Source organism: Streptomyces huiliensis, assembly GCF_020037025.1.
Lineage (GTDB): Bacteria > Actinomycetota > Actinomycetes > Streptomycetales > Streptomycetaceae > Streptomyces > Streptomyces huiliensis.
Genome location: NZ_JAIQLH010000129.1, coordinates 15567 through 34719 on the forward strand (window position 1 = coordinate 15567; position 19153 = coordinate 34719).

Annotated in this window: 14 protein-coding genes; 3 read left to right on the forward strand and 11 right to left on the reverse strand. The window is 74.2% G+C overall.

Annotation, left to right across the window (positions count from 1 at the left end; translation table 11 throughout):
• Window positions 1-42: 42 nt before the first annotated feature.
• Together JNW98_RS22055 and JNW98_RS22060 are read left to right on the forward strand one after the other, a co-directional pair.
• Complete coding sequence (locus JNW98_RS22055; protein ID WP_223770002.1) at window positions 43-402, forward strand: hypothetical protein; 360 nt, start codon at window positions 43-45, stop codon at window positions 400-402.
• 248 nt (window positions 403-650) lie between these two features.
• Entirely contained in the window at window positions 651-2777 is a 2127-nt protein-coding gene (locus JNW98_RS22060; RefSeq protein WP_223770003.1) for an outer membrane protein assembly factor BamB family protein, read from the forward strand.
• Window positions 2778-2789: 12 nt separating this feature from the next.
• Here the strand turns inward: JNW98_RS22060 and mycP are convergent, their stop codons facing one another.
• The 9 genes from mycP to JNW98_RS22105 all read right to left on the reverse strand — a co-directional run bounded on the left by mycP (window position 2790) and on the right by JNW98_RS22105 (window position 15860).
• Window positions 2790-4019, reverse strand: coding sequence for a type VII secretion-associated serine protease mycosin (gene mycP, locus JNW98_RS22065; RefSeq protein WP_223770004.1), 1230 nt, complete (start codon window positions 4017-4019; stop codon window positions 2790-2792).
• A gap of 23 nt (window positions 4020-4042) precedes the next feature.
• Window positions 4043-5755, reverse strand: a complete 1713-nt coding sequence (locus tag JNW98_RS22070) for a WXG100 family type VII secretion target (protein ID WP_223770005.1) — start codon at window positions 5753-5755, stop codon at window positions 4043-4045.
• 1 nt (window position 5756) lies between these two features.
• Entirely contained in the window at window positions 5757-6209 is a 453-nt protein-coding gene (locus JNW98_RS22075; protein WP_504755177.1) for a DUF2563 family protein, read from the reverse strand.
• Window positions 6210-6365: 156 nt separating this feature from the next.
• Window positions 6366-8738 (reverse strand): xanthine dehydrogenase family protein molybdopterin-binding subunit, encoded by a 2373-nt coding sequence (locus JNW98_RS22080; protein WP_223770012.1) that lies wholly within the window; start codon window positions 8736-8738, stop codon window positions 6366-6368.
• 5 nt (window positions 8739-8743) lie between these two features.
• Complete coding sequence (locus JNW98_RS22085) at window positions 8744-11386, reverse strand: 2Fe-2S iron-sulfur cluster-binding protein (RefSeq protein WP_223770007.1); 2643 nt, start codon at window positions 11384-11386, stop codon at window positions 8744-8746.
• The gene (locus JNW98_RS22090) at window positions 11383-12309 is read right to left on the reverse strand and encodes an FAD binding domain-containing protein (RefSeq protein ID WP_223770008.1); all 927 of its coding nucleotides are present in this window, start codon (window positions 12307-12309) and stop codon (window positions 11383-11385) included. The genes JNW98_RS22085 and JNW98_RS22090 overlap by 4 nt, the downstream gene beginning before the upstream one ends.
• A 658-nt stretch (window positions 12310-12967) precedes the next feature.
• Window positions 12968-14614 carry a beta-N-acetylhexosaminidase gene (locus JNW98_RS22095; protein WP_223770009.1) on the reverse strand — a complete coding sequence of 549 codons (1647 nt, stop codon included), beginning with the start codon at window positions 14612-14614 and terminating at the stop codon, window positions 12968-12970.
• Window positions 14615-14852: 238 nt separating this feature from the next.
• On the reverse strand, window positions 14853-15152 hold the full coding sequence (locus JNW98_RS22100) for a DUF3039 domain-containing protein (protein WP_071961972.1): 300 nt from the start codon (window positions 15150-15152) through the stop codon (window positions 14853-14855).
• 87 nt (window positions 15153-15239) lie between these two features.
• On the reverse strand, window positions 15240-15860 hold the full coding sequence (locus JNW98_RS22105) for a YqgE/AlgH family protein (RefSeq protein WP_223770010.1): 621 nt from the start codon (window positions 15858-15860) through the stop codon (window positions 15240-15242).
• A 272-nt stretch (window positions 15861-16132) separates the two neighbouring features.
• Between JNW98_RS22105 and murA the strand changes: the two genes are divergently transcribed.
• Window positions 16133-17467, forward strand: a complete 1335-nt coding sequence (gene murA, locus JNW98_RS22110) for a UDP-N-acetylglucosamine 1-carboxyvinyltransferase (RefSeq protein WP_223770011.1) — start codon at window positions 16133-16135, stop codon at window positions 17465-17467.
• Between the two features lie 199 nt (window positions 17468-17666).
• Here murA and JNW98_RS22115 read toward each other — a convergent pair whose 3' ends face one another.
• Both JNW98_RS22115 and JNW98_RS22120 read right to left on the reverse strand, forming a co-directional pair.
• Window positions 17667-17948, reverse strand: coding sequence for an HU family DNA-binding protein (locus JNW98_RS22115; protein WP_004951951.1), 282 nt, complete (start codon window positions 17946-17948; stop codon window positions 17667-17669).
• A gap of 303 nt (window positions 17949-18251) precedes the next feature.
• The coding region (locus JNW98_RS22120; protein ID WP_308015646.1) for an NAD(P)-dependent malic enzyme at window positions 18252-19153 on the reverse strand (902 nt) is incomplete at its 5' end.

Consider the following 19153-nt stretch of genomic DNA (forward strand, 5'->3'; position numbering starts at 1 on the left):
TACGGATGTCCGCCCCGGAACGTCGCGCCTAGCGTGACGGACATGACTTCAGCCGACGCCGCGCAGACCCCGACGACCGCCGCCGCGGACTCCGCGGCCGTCACCGCCCTCAAGGTCATGGGCACGGCGGCCCTGTGGCTCTTCGCCGGACTCACCTTCCTCATCCTCCCGTTCACGGTCATGGCGAGCGACGGGTGCAACCAGGGCGACACCCGCGCGATCTGCACCGTGGCCGGCCAGCAGGCCGCCGCCTGGATCCCGTGGCTCACCGCCCCCGCGGCGGCCCTGCTGGGCACCTGGGGGCTGATGTCGCGGCGGGAGGGGGCGCCGGTGGCGTGGGGGGTGGCGCTGGTGATGCTGATGGGGGCTTGGGTGGTGGTGCTGGGGATCACGGGAGGCTGAGGGCGGCTGGGTGGCTACTGAGGGCGACTGGGGTGACTGGGGCGACTGAGGGCCCGTAACCGACATCGCCCCACAAACCTCCACCGCACCACTGATCGCTCCACCCCCACCCGCAACCGCCTGACAGCGTGACGGGAGAATCGGCCGGTCCCCGACGCGCGGCACCACGCCCGCTCCCCTCACCCGCCCCACTCGCTCTCCACTCGCTCTCGCTCGCTCTCCACTCGAACAGGTCTGGCACCCACCCCATGGATCCCCTCACCACCGGCGACCCCCTCCGCCTCGGTCCGTACCGTCTCGTCGGTGTGCTCGGCGCGGGCGGGATGGGCAAGGTGTACCTCGGGCAGGACGCCGCCGGGGGCATGGCCGCCGTCAAGGTGCTGCACCCGGAGATGGCACACGACCCGCACATGGCCCAGCGCTTCGTGCGCGAGGCGCAGGCCGCGCAGGCGGTGACGAGCGCGGGCGTCGCGCGGGTGCTCGGGGCGTGGACGGAGGGCGGACGGCCGTGGATCGCCACGGAGTTCCTGGCCGGGCCGACGTTGGACGAGGCGGTGGAGCGGCACGGACCGTTCGACGAGGCGGGGGTGCGGGCCCTGGGCGCCGCGCTGGCGCGGACCCTCGGGGACATCCACGCCGCCGGCCTCGTGCACCGCGACATCAAGCCGCCCAACATCGTCCTGACCTCCTCGGGCCCGCGCGTCATCGACTTCGGCATCGCCCGCCCCGAACACGGCCTCACCCTCACCACGACCGGCACCAACCCCGTCACCCCCGGCTACGGCGCCCCCGAGCAGGTGCTCGGGCGGCGCGTCGGGCCGCCCGGTGACGTGTTCTCGCTCGGCGCCGTGCTCGCCTTCGCGGCCACCGGCCGCCGCGCCTACGACGGCACGGACGTGGCGGCCGTCCAGTACAAGGTCGTCCACGAGGAGCCGGACCTGGCGGGCCTCCCCGCGTCGCTGCACGCGCTGATCGCGCCCTGCCTGGCCCGGGAGCCCGGACACCGCCCGCAGCCCGCCCTGATCGCCACCGCCATGGCCCCGCCCAAGGGCGCCGACCGCGTCTGGCGGCGCGGCGCGCTCGCCGCCGACGTCACCCGCCGCGAGGCGGACGCCCACAAGCTGACGACGCTCACCGTCACGTCGGCACCCGCCACCCCTTCCCGCCGCCGCCTCGTCACCGCCCTCGTGGCGGGCGGCGTCACCGTGGCGGCGGCGGGCGGGACGGGCGCGTGGTGGTTCCTGCGCGGCGACGGGAAGGGGGAGGCGCTCAAGGCCGACCCGGCGCCCCCGGCCCAGTCCTGGGACGCCAAGCTCCTGAAGGCGGGTGAGTACGAGGAGGGCCGCCCGCCGGCCGAACTCTGGGGCCCGGTCCGCACGTTCTCCTTCGCGCCCGCGCCCCTGCCCGTACGCGGCCTGGTCATCGCCATGACGATGGACGGTCTGGCGGCGTTCGACGTCCGGGACGGCAAGCTCAAGTGGCAGGCGAAGAGCGAGCAGTACGGCCGCTTCGCGGGCCGCTCCGGCATCGTGGCGACCCCGTTCGACCGCGGCCGGCTCGTCGGCCTGGACGCCGCCACGGGCGACGAGCGCTGGAGCGCCGACGTGGACGCGGACCACGTCCTCGCGATGGACGACACGACGGTGTACTTCGTGGACGGCGCCCGGGCCATGCGCCCCGGCCGGCTCGGCGCCTTCGACCTCCGCTCCCGGACGGTCCGCTGGGCCGTCCCGCACCCGGACCGCGAACCGTCCCACAGCGAGGCGGCACTGACCGTCCCCGCCCGGAACCGCCTGATCGTCCACGGCCAGGACGGCGGCGTCCACGCCCTCGACACCGCCACCGGCCGCACGGTGTGGAAGACCGCCCAGCGCCCCTACGCGCACGAGGCCGTCCAGCCGGCGGTCCGCGGCGACCTGGTCTATCTCGGCGGCAAGACGCTGGCCGCGCACCGCCTGGAGAACGGCGAGGAGGTCTGGTCCCTCCCCTCCGCCTCCTACCAGGTCAGCGACACGGTCTCCGGCGGCAAGACCTCGCTCCAGGGCTGGTCCGGCCCACTCGTCGACGGCGACTTCCTCTACGCCGTGGACACCCCGCGCCTGTACTGCCTCGACCGCCGCACCGGCAAGACCCTCTGGACCCACCAGCTCAACGCCGACGCCTACCCGCCGCTCACACCCCCCACCGTCCAGGGCCGCACCCTCTGGTTCGCCACCGGCGGCAGCTCCGGCGCCGCCCGGGCCCTCGACAAGCGCTCCGGCCGGCCCCTCTGGTCCTACACCTGGCGCGGCAGCGTCTCCCCCTGGCTGGTCGGCTCGGGCAACCGCGTCTTCCTCTCGGCGGACGGGTCGCTGACGGCTATGCCGGTGGTGTGACGCGCCGGCCGGTCAGTGCGCGGACGACCCGGAACCGGCCGCCCGCCGACGCCGCCGCGCGACGAGCAGCGCGCCCGCGCCGCCCGCCACCACCACGCCGCCGGCCCCCACGAGCACCCAGGTCGTGGAGCCCATTCCCCTGCCACCTCCGGACGCCTTGGCCGCCTTTACCGAGTCTCCCCCGCCCCCGGACCGGCGCGGCACCGGCTCGGAGACCGCGCCCGAACCCTTCGCCCCCGTCAGCGGATTGACGTCCGCCGGCCCGGGATCGCCCGGTTCTTTGAGGGCGATCCGCGGCCGGACGACGCCGTAGCCGATCAGGTCGGTGCGCTTGGCACCGCTCTTCGCCCCGCCGGCCGTGTTGATGAGGACGCGGAGGACCTGGTTGGCCGTCCAGTCCGGGTGGACGGACCAGAGAAGCGCGGCGGAGGCGGAGGCGAGGGCGCTGGCGCCGCTGGTGCCGTGGCTCCGGCAGATGCCCGTGCCGCCCACACAGCTGTGGACCAGGTCGGCACCCGGCGCCGCCAAGGCCACGTGCGGCCCACGGGAGGACTCATCCGTCACGCGCACGTTCTTGTCGACGGCCGCGACGGCCACCGCTCCGGGCGACGCCGCCGGATACAGGACCGGGTTTCCCTCTCGGGCCGAGTTCCCCGATCCGGCGAACACCAACTTGCCCTTGGAAAGGGCATAGGTGATCGCCTCGTCCATCTCCCGGCTCTGTACCGGCGCCGCCAAGGACATGTTGATGATGCGCGCCGGGGAGTCCGCCGCGTAGCGGATCGCCTTGACAATGGCCGCGTTCTCCTGAATCCACCCGTCGGTGGTGCTCATCACGCGGAGCGGAAGGATCCGGGCACCTGGGGCCAGCCCCATGGTTCCCGTGCCGCCGGGCCCCTTGCCCGTGCCGGCGATGAGCACGCCGATGGCCGTGCCGTGCCCCTTGGTGTCCTTGTGGGACCCGTCTCCGGACGGCAGGAAGTCCTTGCCGGGGAGGACCTGCCCCCGAAGGTCCGGCAGTGTGTCGTCGACACCCGTGTCGATCACGGCCACCGTCACGCCGGCGCCGGTACTGACCTTCCACATCTCCTCGGCCTGCATGCCGTCCAGGTACCACTGGAGGCTCCGGACGGTCTCCGCACAGGCCGGTCCGGTACCGGTCCCGACGAGGAAGAGGGCCGTCGCGGCCCCCAGTACGGCCACTCGCCGGAAACGGTCCCGGACGCCTCCGTTCCTGCGCACAAGTGCCCTCTTCCTCAAGGAGTTCAATCGACCACGGGGGGAACGTTCCCGTGTCCCCCTTGACCCCACGACTCCTCTTCCTCCGTGAGGAAGTCGGGTCGCCGGCTCGCGGAGGCGTCACCTTCCCGGCGGTTCCGCGTCTCTCCGGCGCCGTGCCTCAGCCCCGAACCGCCCTGCGTGAACGGACGGCCTTCCGAAACGGCGCCCCGCGTCGCACGCCCGCCGGCCACTCCCCCGTCCTCGGAGGCCAGACGACGCCCGCCGGTACGTGCGGCACCGCCGGCGCCGCTGCCGGGTGCGCCGCCGACCCCGGGGCCGTAGCCCATCCCCGGTCGGCCCTGTCCCGTCGCGCCGGGCGCCGGTTCGGCACCGACGACCGTGCCCCTCGGGCCTGTCGGCAGGCCCTGACCAGGGGTACGGGGGGCTGGCCGGCCACCCACGACACCGTCGGCCGGGCCTCCCGGACGCACCGGGGGAACGCCGGAAGCTCCCGGCAGCCCCGGCACGACAGGGTTCCGGGGCGTGACCATGCCTGCCCGGCCGGTGTCGCGACCACGCTCAGCCACCGGCGGCACCGATCTCCCGTGAGGGCCTTCGGCACCTCGGCCACCGCCCTGCTTCCGTCCCGGCGGCACGGAACCGGGCCAGGCCGGAGGAACCGGCGGTACCCCGGGGACGGGCCCCGGCGGCACCTGCGGGGGTACCGTGGGACCGTTCGGCGAGGGGTTGCCGGGCAGCTGAGGAGCCGGCCGGCCACTGTCGGGCACCGTGGGGACAGGCACCCCGCCGTCCACCCGTGTCGAGGTGTCGGGTCGGTCGACGGGAGGAACGGTCGTCGTCCCACCGGACGAGCCACTGGACGGACCGCCGGACGGACCGCCGGACGGACCGCCGGACGGACCGCCGGACGGACCGCCAGGTGTCCCACCGGACGGATCCCCGACCGGTACCACCGCGACACCGCCGTTTCCACGCGTGGCGCCGTCCCCGGACGGTGTTCCGCCGCCACCGGTCCCGGCGGCCGCGGCACTGCCACCGCCCCCGCCCGCCTGGCCATCGAGCGTGATGTACTCGGGGTCCAGGATGCTCTCACGCGGCATCATCACCCCCGGCATCGGCGGAAAGTTCGGCCGGTCCGCCCGCGCGATCTCCTCCCCCGAGTCGTTGTACTGATTCGCCAGCTTCCGCAGCGCCGCGGCCGCCCCCTTGTGGGCCTCGGCGATCTTGTTCGCCGCGGCGGTCACCTGGAAGGTGCTCGGGCCGTCCTTGTGGAGCGAGGTGACGACGTCGCTGTTGAACAGCAGGGGGTTGCCGCGAAACCCCGGGTACAGCTTGTCGAACTGTGCCAGGGTCGCCTTCTCCGCCGTCGGCAGCGGCGGCATCTCGGTCTTCACGGCCCGGAGCGTGTTGGCGGCGTGGGCCAGCCAGTCGCCGGCCTTCTCGCTGTAGGCGGCCAGCCGGAGCGTCGCGTTGCCCATGTCGGCGCTCCAGGTGTGGAAGGCCGCGCCGCCCTCGCTCCACACCTCGACCTTGCCCGCGTGCTCCTTGAGGTCGTTGCCGATGTCCCGGATCGTGTTGGCGGCCTCGTGCAGCTTCTTGACGACGTGGTCGATCTTGCCCGCGTCGGCGTGCTCGATCATCGCCCGCAGGTCCTCGTGGGACGTGTGGATGAAGTCCGGCACCGCTGCGCGCTCGAACGGTCTGCGGGGGTCCTTCCCCCGGTCCTGGTCCGCCATGTCACATGCCGCCTTCACCGTCGGCGCCGCTGCCATTGCCGTTACCGCCGCCGTCGGCGGGCGGCTTGCCCGTGTTCGACGGCGCGTGCGGGTCCTGCCGGGGGTCGTAGTGCTTCAGCAGTTCCTGCTGGACGGCCCACATGCGGGCGCGGTGCCGCTCGTCCGTCTCCTGGTAGTCGTTGTGCATGCCCCGGACGGCGACGCTCAGGGCCTCGATCTGATCGGCCAGCAGCCGCGACAGCGCCGTCAGGTCCTCATGCACGTCACGGTAGGCGCCGTACAGCGCGTCGACCGCCTTGAAGTTCCGCCCCAGGTGACCAGGGTCCAGCGTCGCGGAGGCCATGCGCGTCGGCGCGGCCTCCGAGTCGCCCAGTTTGATCAGTGCTTCGTCGACCCGCCCTTTGAAGGTCTTGAGCGTGTCCAGCTCCACCTTCAGCTTGGCGGCCGTGAACATCCCGGCCACGTCGTCTCCCCGCCCCTCGCCCAACCCCATGGGTCCTACATCAAGCCATGCAAGACTACCGACAGGTAGGCACACATGCACCACCGGTATTCCTCAACTGAGGTTCGACCAGGCCACGGTGGCGCCGAACCCAGGTCGGGGCCCCCGTCAGCCGCCCTGCGCGACCGCGACCGCCACCGCCGCCTGCGGGCGGATCGGGAGGCGGTTGACCGGGCGGCCGGTGGCCGCGCGGACGGCGGAGGCGATGGCGGCCGGGGAGGTGACGACCGGGACCGCGCTGATGGCCTTGGCACCGAAGGGGGCGACGACGTCGCGCTCCTCGACGAGCTTGACGATCCGGATGTCCGGCGCGTCCAGCGACGTCGGCAGGGCGTAGCCGCTGAAGTCCGGGCGGCGGACCTGGCCGGACGAGGTGCGGAGGTTCTCGGTGAGCGCCGCGCCGAGGCCCTGGGTGATCCCGGCCTCGATGCGGGCGTGCGCCTGGGCGGGGTTGAGGACGCGGCCGACGTCCTGGGCGACGGCCATCTCCACCACGCGGACGGACCCCAGCTCGACGTCGACGTCGACCACCGCCCGTACCGCGCAGAAGGCGATGCCGACGAAGGCGTCGCCCTGGCCGGTCTCGTCCAGCGGCTCGGTCGGGTGGGGGCGGCACTGGGCGGTGGCCCAGAGCTCCTTGCCGTCGAGCGCCTCGGCGACGGTGGTGCTGAGCACGCCGTCGTACGACGTGATCTTGCCGTCGGCGATCGTCAGCAGCTCCGTGGACATGCCGAACTGGGCGGCCAGGGGCTGGAGGAGCTGTGTGCGGACCATGCGCGCGGCGCGCTCCACCGCGCCGCCGGAGACCCAGGTGTGGCGGCCGTGGGCGGCCGGGCCGCAGGGGGGCTGGTCGGTGTCGACGGGGGCCACGTACACGTCGGTGATGCCCAGGACCTCCTGGACGATCTGCCGGGCGAGGGTCGAGAAGCCCTGGCCGGTCTCGACGGCGGCGCAGATGACGGTCGCCACGGAACCGCTGACCTTCACCGTCGCCGTCGACACCTCGTCCGCGCCCTCCGCGCCGAGCATGTGCACCATGCCGACGCCGTAACCGACGCCGCGCCGCACCGCGCCCGGCTCGCCGGCGCCCTCCAGACCGCCGGGGAGCAGCCACTCCTCCTCCGGGTCGTCCTTGGGCAGGGCGGGGAGGGGGTAGTCGCGGACGGCGGCGAGGAGTTCGGCGACGGGGGCCGGGCAGGTGACCGTCTGGCCGGTGGGGAGGATGTCGCCCGTGGCCATGATGTTGCGCATGCGCAGCTCGGCCGGGTCGATGCCGAGCCGCGCCGCCAGCTTGTCCATCTGGCCCTCGTACGCGGCGCAGACCTGCAGGGCGCCCTCGCCGCGCACATGGCCGGACGGCGGGTTGTTGGTGCGCACGGCCCAGCCCTCGACGAAGGCGTGCGGGACGACGTACGGGCCGCAGGCGAAGGCGACGGCGGCGGCCAGCGCGTCCGACGAGGAGTCGGCGTAGGCGCCGGCGTCCATCAGGATCTGCGCCTCGACCTTGACGAGCTTGCCCTCCGCATCCGCGTGGTGCCGGTAGCGCAGCAGCGTCGGGTGGCGGTGGGCGTGGCTGAGGAACGACTCCTCGCGGGTGGCCGCGAGCTTGACCGGGTGGCCGGTGCGCAGCGCGAGCAGGCCGAGCGGCAGCTGGACGCCGGAGTCCTCGCGGTCGCCCATCGCGCCGGGCACACCGGTGACGACGATCTTGACGCGTTCCGGTTCGAGGGCGAAGCAGGCGGCGGCCAGGTCGCGGTCGGTGTGCGGATCGGTGGAGGCACAGTAGATCTCGACGCCGCCGTCGGGCCGGGGCACGGCGAGGCCGGCCTCCGCGCCGATGGGCGCCGGGTCCTGCCGGCCGATGCGGTACAGCCCCTCGACGACCACCTCGCCGGTGGCCTCGGGGTCGCCGAAGCGCAGCGGGATGTGGCGGATGAGGTTGCCGTCGGGGTGCAGCGGCTCGGCGGAGAAGGCCAGTTCGGGGTCGGTGACCGGCTCCAGCACCTCGTACTCGACGGCGATGGCGGCGGCGGCGAGCCGGGCCGTGTCCGGGTGGTCGGCGGCGACCGCGGCGATCGGCTCGCCGTGGTGGCGCACCACGTCCGACGCGAACACCGGCCGGTCCGCGACCCGCCGTCCGTGCGCGGCGTCACCCGGCACATCGGCGTGGGTGACCACGGCGTGCACGCCCGGCATGGCGGCGGCCGTGGCCGTGTCGATGGAGACGATCCGGGCGTGCGGGTGCGGGGACCGCAGCACGGCCGCCCACAGCAGGCCCTCGGCCCACAGGTCGGCGGCGTACGGAAAGGTGCCCTGCGTCTTCGCCGCGGCGTCGACGGGCTGGACGGACGCGCCGATCCCCTGCGGGGGCCCGTCAGGCGCCGGCGCGGGCGCGGTGACGGAGGAGGTGACCAGGGCGCCGAGCACGCCCGTCACGTCGTCCGGCCCTCCGGAGCCGCCCGCTCCGGCGTTGCCGCCCATCCCCGTCATGCCGTCGCCTTTCCACTGCCGCCGTCGTGCGGCCCCGTCTGGTGCGGGATGCGTCCCGTGGCCGAGTCCTGTTCCCCGGCCGCCTGCTCTTCGAGGGCCGCGGTCGCCTCGGCGCGCTCGTCGGCGACCTGGCGGACGGCCTCCAGGACCCCGCGGTAGCCCGAGCAGCGGCAGAGGTTGCCGCAGATGGCCTGGCGGGTCTCCAGTTCGGTGGGGGCGTGGTTGCCCTCCAGGAGGTCGTGGACCGTCATGGCCAGACCGGGCACGCAGAAGCCGCACTGCACGGCGCCGCAGTCGGCGAGCGCGCGCTGCACGTCGGACGGCTGCCCGTCCTGGGCCAGCCCCTCGACCGTCCGCACCTCCGAACCGGCCGTCAGCGCGGCGGGCACCAGGCAGGACGCGACGAGCCGGCCGTCCACCTGCACGGAACACGCGCCGCACTCGCCCTGCGAGCAGCCGTCCTTGGCACCGGCCAGGCCGAGGCGCTCGCGGAGGACGTAGAGCAGGGACTCGCCGATCCACGCGTCGGTGACCGGCCGGTCCGTGCCGTTGACGCGCAGGACGTACGAGGCGCAGGGGTGCTCGGTGGCGGGAGCCTGCGGCTCGTCGAGCGCGGACGGGCCGATGAGGTCGGTGTGATCGGCGGGGTCGGCGTGATCGGTGTGATCGGTGTGATCGGTGCGATCGACGGGGTCGACATGGTGGGCGTGATCGGTGGGCCCGTTGGCGTCCATGACGTCCGGGGCGTCGGTGGGGACGCCCAGGTCGGAATCGGAACCTTCCGACGGGGCCGAGGGGGCGGACGCGTCGAACGTGCCGGCCGGTTCGGGGTACCCCGGCTGTTCCGGCTGCTCGAGCTGCTCCGGCTGCTCGTGCTGTCCGTGGTCGCCGCCGGCAGGCGCGCTCTCCTCGGGCAGGTGCTCCGCGGGGACGGGCGCACCGTGCGGGACGGGCACGTCGTACGCCGGTTCCGGTCCGGCCGACGGCTCGTGTCCCGCCTCCGCCGGCGTGTGCGGACCGGGCGCGGGCGCTACGGACTCGGGCTCGTGCCCGGCGTGCGCGGCCGGCTCGGCATGCGCCTCGGGTACGTCGTGACGCTCGTACCCGCCGTACTCCTCCTGACCCTGATGCCCGTTCGGCCGGAGGTCCGGCTGAGCGTGCGGGTGTGCGTGCGGGTGCGAGTGCGGCTGCGCGTCGGCGTGCGAAACGGCCGTGGGGGCGCCCGAAGCGTCGGTCACCACCTCCCACGCGCCACTCGCCACCTGATCACCCGTATCGGTGACGTTCGAGACGTCCGCGAGGTCCGTGTCGTTCATGACGTCCACGGCGCCCATGGCGTCCACGAGGTCCGTCCCGGGCAGCGGAGCCGCCCCGGCGCCCGCGTACGCGTTCACCCGGTACTCCCCCGACGCGTCGGGCGTGTCGCCCGTCGCCGCGGGAGCGGCCGGCACCGACCACTGCCCGGCCGGCTCCACCGGGGGCTCCGGAGCGATCGCCCCTGCCGTCCCGGCCGTCCCTGCCGTCCCTGCCGTTCCCTCCGGACCGCCGTCGAGGGGCTGGTGCCAGACCCCGGTGCCGGTGTCGGCGGGCCCGGGGGCGGGCCAGTCCACCGCCGGACGCGGGGCGGCGTGCGGCGCGTACTCGCCGGACTCGTCGACCGGGTCGTCCCCGGCCACCGGAACCGACCACTGTCCGGTGGGACCGCCCTGCGCGGCGGCGTCCGGCTCCACGCCGGGCGGGTACGGCAGCGGCCACTGGGCCGTGTCCTGCACCCCGGCGGAGCCGTCGGGCCCGCCGGACGCGCTCGCGGCGCCCGAAGTGCCCGGAGCGCCGGGCGCGGTGGCCGCCGGCACGCCGGAGCCGTACGTACCGTTGCCGTACCCGTCCGCTCCGTACACCTCGGCGCCGTACGCCTCGCCACCGTGGACGTCACCGCCGTGAACATCACCGCCATGGACGTCACCGCCCTGGGCGTCCACACCGGGCACGCCCGAGCCGTACGTGTCGGAGGCGCCGGAACCGTACGCGTCCCCGGGCGCCGCCCACTCCGCCGGCCCGTCGACCATGCCCGTGACGTACGGGCCGGCCGGCCAGTCGTCGTGCTCGGGCTGCGCCGCGTGCCCGGGCTCCCCCGGGTGGACGCCGGCCTGCTGTGGCACGGACGCGCCCTGATGCTGCTGAGGCTGCTGGTTCTGTTGCGGAGGGTTCTGCTGCTGATGGTGCGCCACGGACTGGTGAGGCACGGACTGGTGGGGCACGGACTGGTGGGGAACAGACGGGTGGGGAACGGGCTGGTGAACGCCCGGCTCCCCGGCCGCCGCGTGCCCGCCCTGCGGATACCCGGCCCCGCCCGGGTGCTCCTGTCCGACGGGGCCGGCGGGACCGGCAGGCCCGGCGGCCGCCGCCGGATACTGCGGCACCGCGTCCCAGGAGGACGCCGCCGCGGGCGGCGCGTACCCCGTCCCGGGCGCGGCCAGCGGCGCCCAGCCGGTGGACGCACCGGTGCCCGGGTGCGCCAGCAGCTCGGGCGGGAGCTGGACGAACGCCGTGCCCTCCGCGTCGATCTCCGCTCCACGCGGCATGGGCTGCCAGCCGCCCTCGACGGGCGTCCGGGCGTGTCGCTGCTGATCGTCACTCACGCGAGTGCCCTCCCCAGTGCTCGGCGGGCCAGAGTCGCCACGGTACGCCGCAGATGCAGCACGGCCGGCGGCAGGGTACCTTCTCCCGGCGCCTGGACGGCGAGACCGGTGCCGTCGTCGGCACCCTGCGGGACGGGCGGCGGGTCGGGGATGCAGGCGGCGGCCACGTAGTCGCCGAAGGCCGTCAGCGCCTCGGGGGCCAGGGTGCGTTCGCCGTCCCAGTCGATGAGCGAGGCGACCCAGTGCTCGGCGTCGTACGGCCGCAGCGGCATCGGCGCGACCGCGCCGACCGCGCACCGGACCATCCGCCGGGCCGGGTCCAGGACGACGGCGACGGAGGCGGTGGCGCGGCCGGGACCGGTCCGGCCGGTGGCCTTGAGGAAGGTCTGCGGGGCGTGCAGCAGCGGGACGCGGACATAGCCGATGAGCTCGCCCGGGTGCAGCAGTTCGATCCCGGCGAGCAGCCTGCCGACCGGGATCTCGCGCCGCCCGCCGGGACCCGCGATGACGAGGGACGCCTCCAGGGCGGCGAGGACGGGCAACGCGTCGCCGGTCGGCGCGGCGGACGCGATGTTGCCGCCGAGGGTGCCGGCGTTGCGGATCTGCGGGGGCCCGGCGGCGCGGGCGGCGGCGGCGAGCGCGGGGATGAGGGCGGCGAAGTCCGGCCGGCCCATGCGGGCGTGGGTGAGTCCGGCGCCCAGCAGGGCGTGGCCGTCCTGGTACTGCCAGCCGCGGATCTCGCTGATGCGGCCGAGGCCGACGAGCGCGGCGGGGCGCAGCAGTCCCGAGTTGACCGCTGCCATGAGATCGGTGCCGCCCGCGACGGGCACGGCGGCGGGCATGGCGGCCAGCGCCGCCACGGCCTCGTCGAGCGAGCCCGGCAACGTCACCGTGTGCGCCGCCTGCGGTGCGTGCGTGGTCAACCCAGCTGCCCCTTCCCCGGTGGTCCCGGCTGTTCCGGCCGTCGCGCCGGCATTCCGCCGTACGGTACGTGCTCACGGTCCGGACGTGGCAACTGTGGCACATCTTCCGAGTCCGCCGTCGCGAGGGTCCGCGAACCGCCGCCCTTCCCCAGCCCCCTCGGGCACCCCGGTCCGGCCGGAGGGGCGGCCTCCGTACGACGGTCCGTCCCGCGGGCCGGCCGGACGCCCGCGGCCCGTCGGCGCGTCACCGCCCGCGCGGCGGCCGGGGGGACGGGCGCCCGGGCGCGTCGCGGCCCGCGGCGGAGCGGCGTACGCCCGGTCGGCACGGCCGGTCCGGCCGACGCGGTAGGTCCCGTCGACGCGGTGGGTCCCGTCGACGCGATGGGTCCCGTCGACGCGGTGGGCGCGGTCATCGTCTCGTCACCGTCTCGTCATCGGCTCGGCTGCCGCTCCGGCCCTCGTCCCCACGCTCGTCCCGTTTCCGCGTCCGGCACCCTGACACAACCGGCCGACGGAACCGACTGACGGAACCGACGACCTCCGGCCCACCATGGCGGCATATGCCCGTCTTTGACCGCTCCTTGTACGACTTACGGCGGTGTGCGGAGGTCCACCGTGCCAGGGGCGCACCCGGCCAACCGGCACCTTCCGCCCGACGTCACACGATCGGGGGCGTCCCCTCGATCGGACGTCCGAGCAGGCCGGGGCGGCGCTGCCAGGGACGGGGGCCGCCGGGCGGGCGGTACGCCACGCCGAGCGCGTCCAGCCGCCGGTAGTGGACGGCCATGCGCTGTTCGAAGTGGGCGAAGTCCCGTTCGGCGGGCGGCGGGAGGGCCGACCACACGGCCTCGGCGAAGGCGGCCAGCCGGGGGAACGCCTGGTAGTCCAGCCGCCCCTGGTCCTCCATCACCTCCGTCCAGAGGTTGGCCTGCGCGCCGAGCACGCGCCCGGCCTCCTCCGCGGTGAGCCCGGGCGGTACCGGCTCGAAGCGGTAGACGTCCTCCAGGGTGCGGACGTAGCCGATGGGCACGGGCTCGTCCGGGCCCGGGGCCTGCCGGTGGTCCAGGTAGACCTGCTGCTCGGGGCACATGACGACGTCGTGGCCCGCCCGGGCCGCGGCGACGCCGCCCGCGTAGCCACGCCAGGACGCCACGGCGGCCCCCTCGGCCAGCCCGCCCTCCAGGATCTCGTCCCAGCCGATCAGCCGCCGCCCCCGCGCGGTGAGCCAGCGGTCGAAGTGCCGGATGAACCAGCTCTGGAGCTCCTTCTCGTCGGCCAGCCCCTCGGCCGCCATCCGGGCCCGCGCCGCCGGGGACGCCTTCCACTGGTCCTTGGGGCACTCGTCGCCGCCGATGTGGACGAAGTGTGAGGGGAAGAGGTCGAGGACCTCCGCCAGCACGTTCTCGTAGAAGGCCAGGGTGGCATCGGTCGGGGCGAGCACGTTCGGGCTGACGCCCCAGGTGTCCCAGACGCCGAGGGCGGTGGTGTCGACGACGTCGGCGTTGCCGAGTTCGGGGTAAGCGGCGATGGCGGCCTGCGAGTGGCCGGGCAGGTCGATCTCGGGGACCACGGTGATGTGCCGCTCGGCGGCGTACGCGACGATCTCGCGGAGGTCGTCCTTGGTGTAGTACCCGCCGTGCGGCCGGTCGTCCCAGAGCGGTGAGGCCCGGTGCCCGAGCTTCGTCCGCGACCGCCAGGCGCCGACCTCGGTCAGCCGCGGGTAGCGCTCGATCTCGACGCGCCAGCCCTGGTCGTCGGTCAGGTGCAGGTGCAGGACGTTGAGTTTGTGCGCGGCGAGCAGGTCGAGGAAGCGCAGGACGCCGTCCTTGGGGACGAAGTGCCGGGCCACGTCGAGGAGCGCGCCGCGCCAGCCGAACCGCGGCGCGTCCTCGACGGTAACGCACGGGACGTGCCACTCCCGCCGCGCGGTGACGGGCGCCCGCCGGAACGCGTCGGGGCCCAGCAGCTGCCGGAAGGTCTGCGCGGCCCAGAAGACCCCGGCCGCGTCCGCGCCGTCGAGGAAGATCCCGTACCCGTCGATGACGATCCGGTGGCCCTCGGGGCCCAGCTCGCCTGCCAGCCGCGGGTCGATGCGGAGGACGAGGTGGTTGTGGTGGTCCTCGCCGTCGGGCAGCGGCAGCCCGGTGGCGGCCCCGACCGTGGCGCGCAGCCAGCGGGCGGTGCGCTCGGTGCCGGGGCCGGCGTTGATCCCCGTCTCCTCGTCCAGCACCTCCAGGCCCCCGCCGGGCGGGACCCACGAGAAGCGGCGCGGCGCGGGGACGAGTCCGGTCTCGGTGTCGCTCATGGCAGCCCTTCCGGCAGGCGGTCCTGGTCCGGTTCGCGGTTCCGGACGGATCCTCTCCCGGGCGGACGGCCGCCGACCAGCCCCCGGCCCCAGCCGGACGAGCCTGAAACCGTGCCCGACCCCGTACGGACGACGGCTCCCCGGCCGCGTGCGGAGACGCGTCCGGGGAGCCGTGGAGCGAGGCGGGGGCGGGTGGCCGTGCGAGGCCGGGGCGGGGGGCGGCGCCGGCCGCCGGCGGCTACTTCTTGTCGCCGCCCTTGCCGCCCTTGCCACCCTTGTCGTCCCCGCCGGCGCCCATGCCGTCGAAGATCTCCTTGCACATCGGACAGACCGGGTACTTCTTCGGGTCGCGCCCGGGCACCCAGACCTTGCCGCACAGGGCGACGACCGGGGAGCCGGAGAGCGCGCTCTCCATGATCTTGTCCTTCTGGACGTAATGGGCGTAGCGCTCGTGGTCGCCGTCGCCGTGCGACACCTGCGGCGTCGGCTCTACGAGGGTGCCTGTACCTGCCCCGCGCTCGGGCTCGAGAGTGCTCATGGTCCCCAAGGGTACTGGGGAGCGGCACGGTCGGCCGAGGCTCGGGGGACGCGGCGCCCGGCCGCCTGTCCGTACCCGTCCCGCGCCTCAGTTCAGACTCGGATCGTCCGGGTAGGTCGCGACCATGGCCAGCTCGTTCCGCTGCCGCCGGAGCACGGACCGCCAGAGCCGGGACGGGTCCGGGGCGGAGATGTCGCCCGGCTCGGACTCCACGACGTACCAGGCGCCCTCCACCAGCTCGTCCTCCAGCTGGCCGGGCCCCCAGCCCGAGTAGCCGGCGAAGATGCGCAGCGAGCCGACGGAGGAGCCCAGCAGCTCGGGCGGGGCCTCCAGGTCGACGAGGCCGATGGCGCCGTGCACCCGTCGCCAGCCGACGGGGTCGCCCCGGCCCGGTCGGCGCGCGGAGCCGGGCGGTCCGCCGGCGGGGGCGTCCTTGCCGGGCTCGTCCCCGGGGACGACGGCCACGCCGAGCGCCGAGTCCAGCGAGACGGGCCCGCCCTGGAACACCACGCCCGGCTCGCCGGCCAGTGCGGCCCACGACGCGAGGATGTCGCCCACGCCGACCGGTGTGGGCCGGTTGAGGACCACGCCGAGCGAGCCCTCCTCGTCGTGGTCGAGCAGCAGCACGACCGCGCGGTCGAAGTTGGGGTCCGCCAGCGCCGGGGTCGCGACCAGCAGCCGCCCTGTGAGCGAGGACACCTCCGTCATGGCGACATGATCCCGCATTCCGGGCCCGCGGGAGCCCCCGGAAGGGTCGGAAAACCGGCCGGTACGAAGCGTTCCGGAGCACGGAGGAGGGGGCGCGCCGGGAGACGCCCCTTATCCGGGTCCGGCGATAACCGGTAGCGACCACTCCGTTAACGCAGCGTGTTGTGACAAACCCATGACGTGCCAAGGGCCCCCTCAGGGCGGCATCGGGCCCCTCCGGTCGCATTACCCTTTCTTCTTGCCCCCTGCCCAACTCCAGGAACGCGAGATCCATGACCGGCCCTGACGATGTCCTGCTTGTCCACGGCGGTACCCCGCTCGAGGGCGAGATCCGTGTCCGCGGTGCGAAGAACCTCGTGCCGAAGGCCATGGTCGCCGCCCTGCTCGGCAGCGGCCCCAGCCGCCTGCGCAACGTCCCCGACATCCGTGACGTACGGGTCGTCCGCGGTCTGCTGCAGCTGCACGGCGTGACCGTGCGCCCCGGCGACGAGCCGGGCGAGCTGGTTCTCGACCCCTCGCACGTGGAGAGCGCGAACGTCGCCGACATCGACGCGCACGCCGGCTCCTCGCGCATCCCGATCCTCTTCTGCGGCCCCCTGCTGCACCGCCTCGGCCACGCCTTCATCCCGGGCCTGGGCGGCTGCGACATCGGCGGCCGGCCCATCGACTTCCACTTCGAGGTGCTGCGCCAGTTCGGCGCCACCATCGAGAAGCGGGAGGGCGGCCAGTACCTGGAGGCCCCGCAGCGACTGCGCGGCACCAAGATCCAGCTGCCGTACCCGTCGGTCGGCGCGACCGAGCAGGTGCTGCTGACCGCCGTGCTGGCGGAGGGCGTCACCGTCCTGTCCAACGCGGCCGTGGAGCCCGAGATCGAGGACCTCATCTGCGTGCTGCAGAAGATGGGCGCGATCATCTCCATGGACACCGACCGGACCATCCGGATCACCGGTGTCGACTCGCTCGGCGGCTACAACCACCGCGCGCTCCCCGACCGCCTGGAGTCCGCCTCCTGGGCGAGCGCGGCGCTCGCGACCAAGGGCAACATCTACGTCCGCGGCGCCAGCCAGCGCGAGATGATGACCTTCCTCAACACCTACCGCAAGGTCGGCGGCGCCTTCGAGATCGACGACGAGGGCATCCGCTTCTGGCACCCCGGCGGCGAGCTCAACGCCATAGCGCTGGAGACGGACGTCCACCCCGGCTTCCAGACCGACTGGCAGCAGCCGCTGGTCGTCGCCCTGACCCAGGCGTCCGGCCTCTCCATCGTCCACGAGACGGTCTACGAGTCCCGGCTCGGCTTCACCTCCGCCCTCAACCAGATGGGCGCCCACATCCAGCTCTACCGCGAGTGCCTCGGCGGCTCCGCCTGCCGCTTCGGCCAGCGGAACTTCCTGCACTCGGCGGTCGTCTCCGGCCCGACGAAGCTGCAGGGCGCGGACCTGGTGATCCCCGACCTGCGGGGTGGGTTCTCCTACCTGATCGCGGCTCTGGCGGCGGACGGGACGTCGCGGGTGCACGGGATCGAGCTGATCAACCGCGGGTACGAGAACTTCATGCAGAAGCTGCAGGATCTCGGCGCGAACGTGGAGCTTCCGCAGGGGGCCTGACGGGTCGTCCGCTCGGTGGGGGCGGGACGGGGGTGCGATGCCCCGGTCCCGCCCCTTCGCCGTTTCCTGGGGGCGAAGCCCCCAGACCCCCTGAGAAACCGCGCGGAGCCGCGAAAAGGGGGTCTGGGGCGCAGCCCCGGGAACGCGAAAGGGCGGCCGCCCCCGCACCGGGAACGGCCGCCCTCCGGCGTCCGAAGGCTTACTTGCCCTTCGCGGCTTCCTTGAGCTTGGAGCCCGCGGAGACCTTCACGCTGTAACCGGCAGCGATCTGGATCGGCTCGCCCGTCTGCGGGTTACGGGCGGTGCGAGCGGCACGGTGGGTGCGCTCGAAGGTCAGGAAGCCGGGGATGGTCACCTTCTCGTCGCCCTTGGCGACGACCTCACCGACGGTCTCGGCGAGGGCGGCCAGAACGGCGTCGGCGTCCTTGCGGGTCACCTCGGCACGGTCGGCCAGAGCGGCCACCAGCTCACTGCGGTTCATGTTGTACTCCCGTGTCTTTCTTGCCAATGAGGCGTGAGATCGAAGCCGATGCTGCCAGGGCCCTCGGACAGTCCCCGGACCCGGGTCCGCCACTAGATCCCTCGCGCCCCGGGGGGTGCCCCCTGGACGGAGTCCTCGGGGGAGCATCCTGCCCCCACCAGTGGTGGGAAAGCCAATCCGGCACCCTGGGGAGTCACACGGAAAGCGCCACAGCCTCGGAAGGGGGCCGCGTTTCCGCGGCCCGTTCACTGCCCGACACCCTATGGGGGTCGTGGGAGCGCCGCGTCACGCGACGCGCCGTGGTCAGGCCGTCGTGGCGGCCGTCACAGCCACTCCGGCGGCCTTGGCGGCCTCGCGGACGGCCCCGGCGACCGCGCCCGCGACCTTCTCGTTGAAGACGCTCGGGATGATGTAGTTCGCGTTCAGCTCGTCCTCGGCGACGACGTCGGCGAGGGCGCCGGCGGCGGCCAGCATCATCTCGGTGTTCACGGTGCGCGACTGGGCGTCCAGGAGGCCGCGGAAGACGCCCGGGAAGACCAGCACGTTGTTGATCTGGTTGGGGAAGTCCGAGCGGCCGGTGGCGACGACGGCGGCCGTCTGACGGGCGATCGCCGGGTCGACCTCGGGGTCGGGGTTGGCGAGCGCGAAGACGATCGCGCCGTCGGCCATGGCGGCCACGTCCTCGGCGCCGAGGACGTTGGGGGCCGAGACGCCGATGAAGACGTCGGCGCCGCGCACGGCCTCCTTGAGGGTGCCCGTGATGCCCTCGGGGTTGGTGTTGTCGGCGATCCAGCGGAGCGCCGAGCCCGGGTCGGCGGAGACCAGGTCGTCGCGGTCGGCGTGGACGACGCCGTGGATGTCGGCGACGACGGCGTGCTTGACGCCGGCGGCGATCAGCAGCTTGAGGATGGCCGTACCGGCCGCGCCGGCGCCGGACATGACGACGCGTACGTCGCCGATGGACTTCTCGACCACCCGCAGCGCGTTGGTCAGGGCGGCGAGCACGACGATGGCGGTGCCGTGCTGGTCGTCGTGGAAGACCGGGATGTCGAGGGCCTCGCGCAGCCGGGCCTCGATCTCGAAGCAGCGGGGCGCGGAGATGTCCTCCAGGTTGATGCCCGCGAAGCCGGGGGCGATGGCCTTGACGATCTCGACGATGGCGTCGGAGTCCTGGGTGTCCAGGCAGATCGGCCAGGCGTCGATGC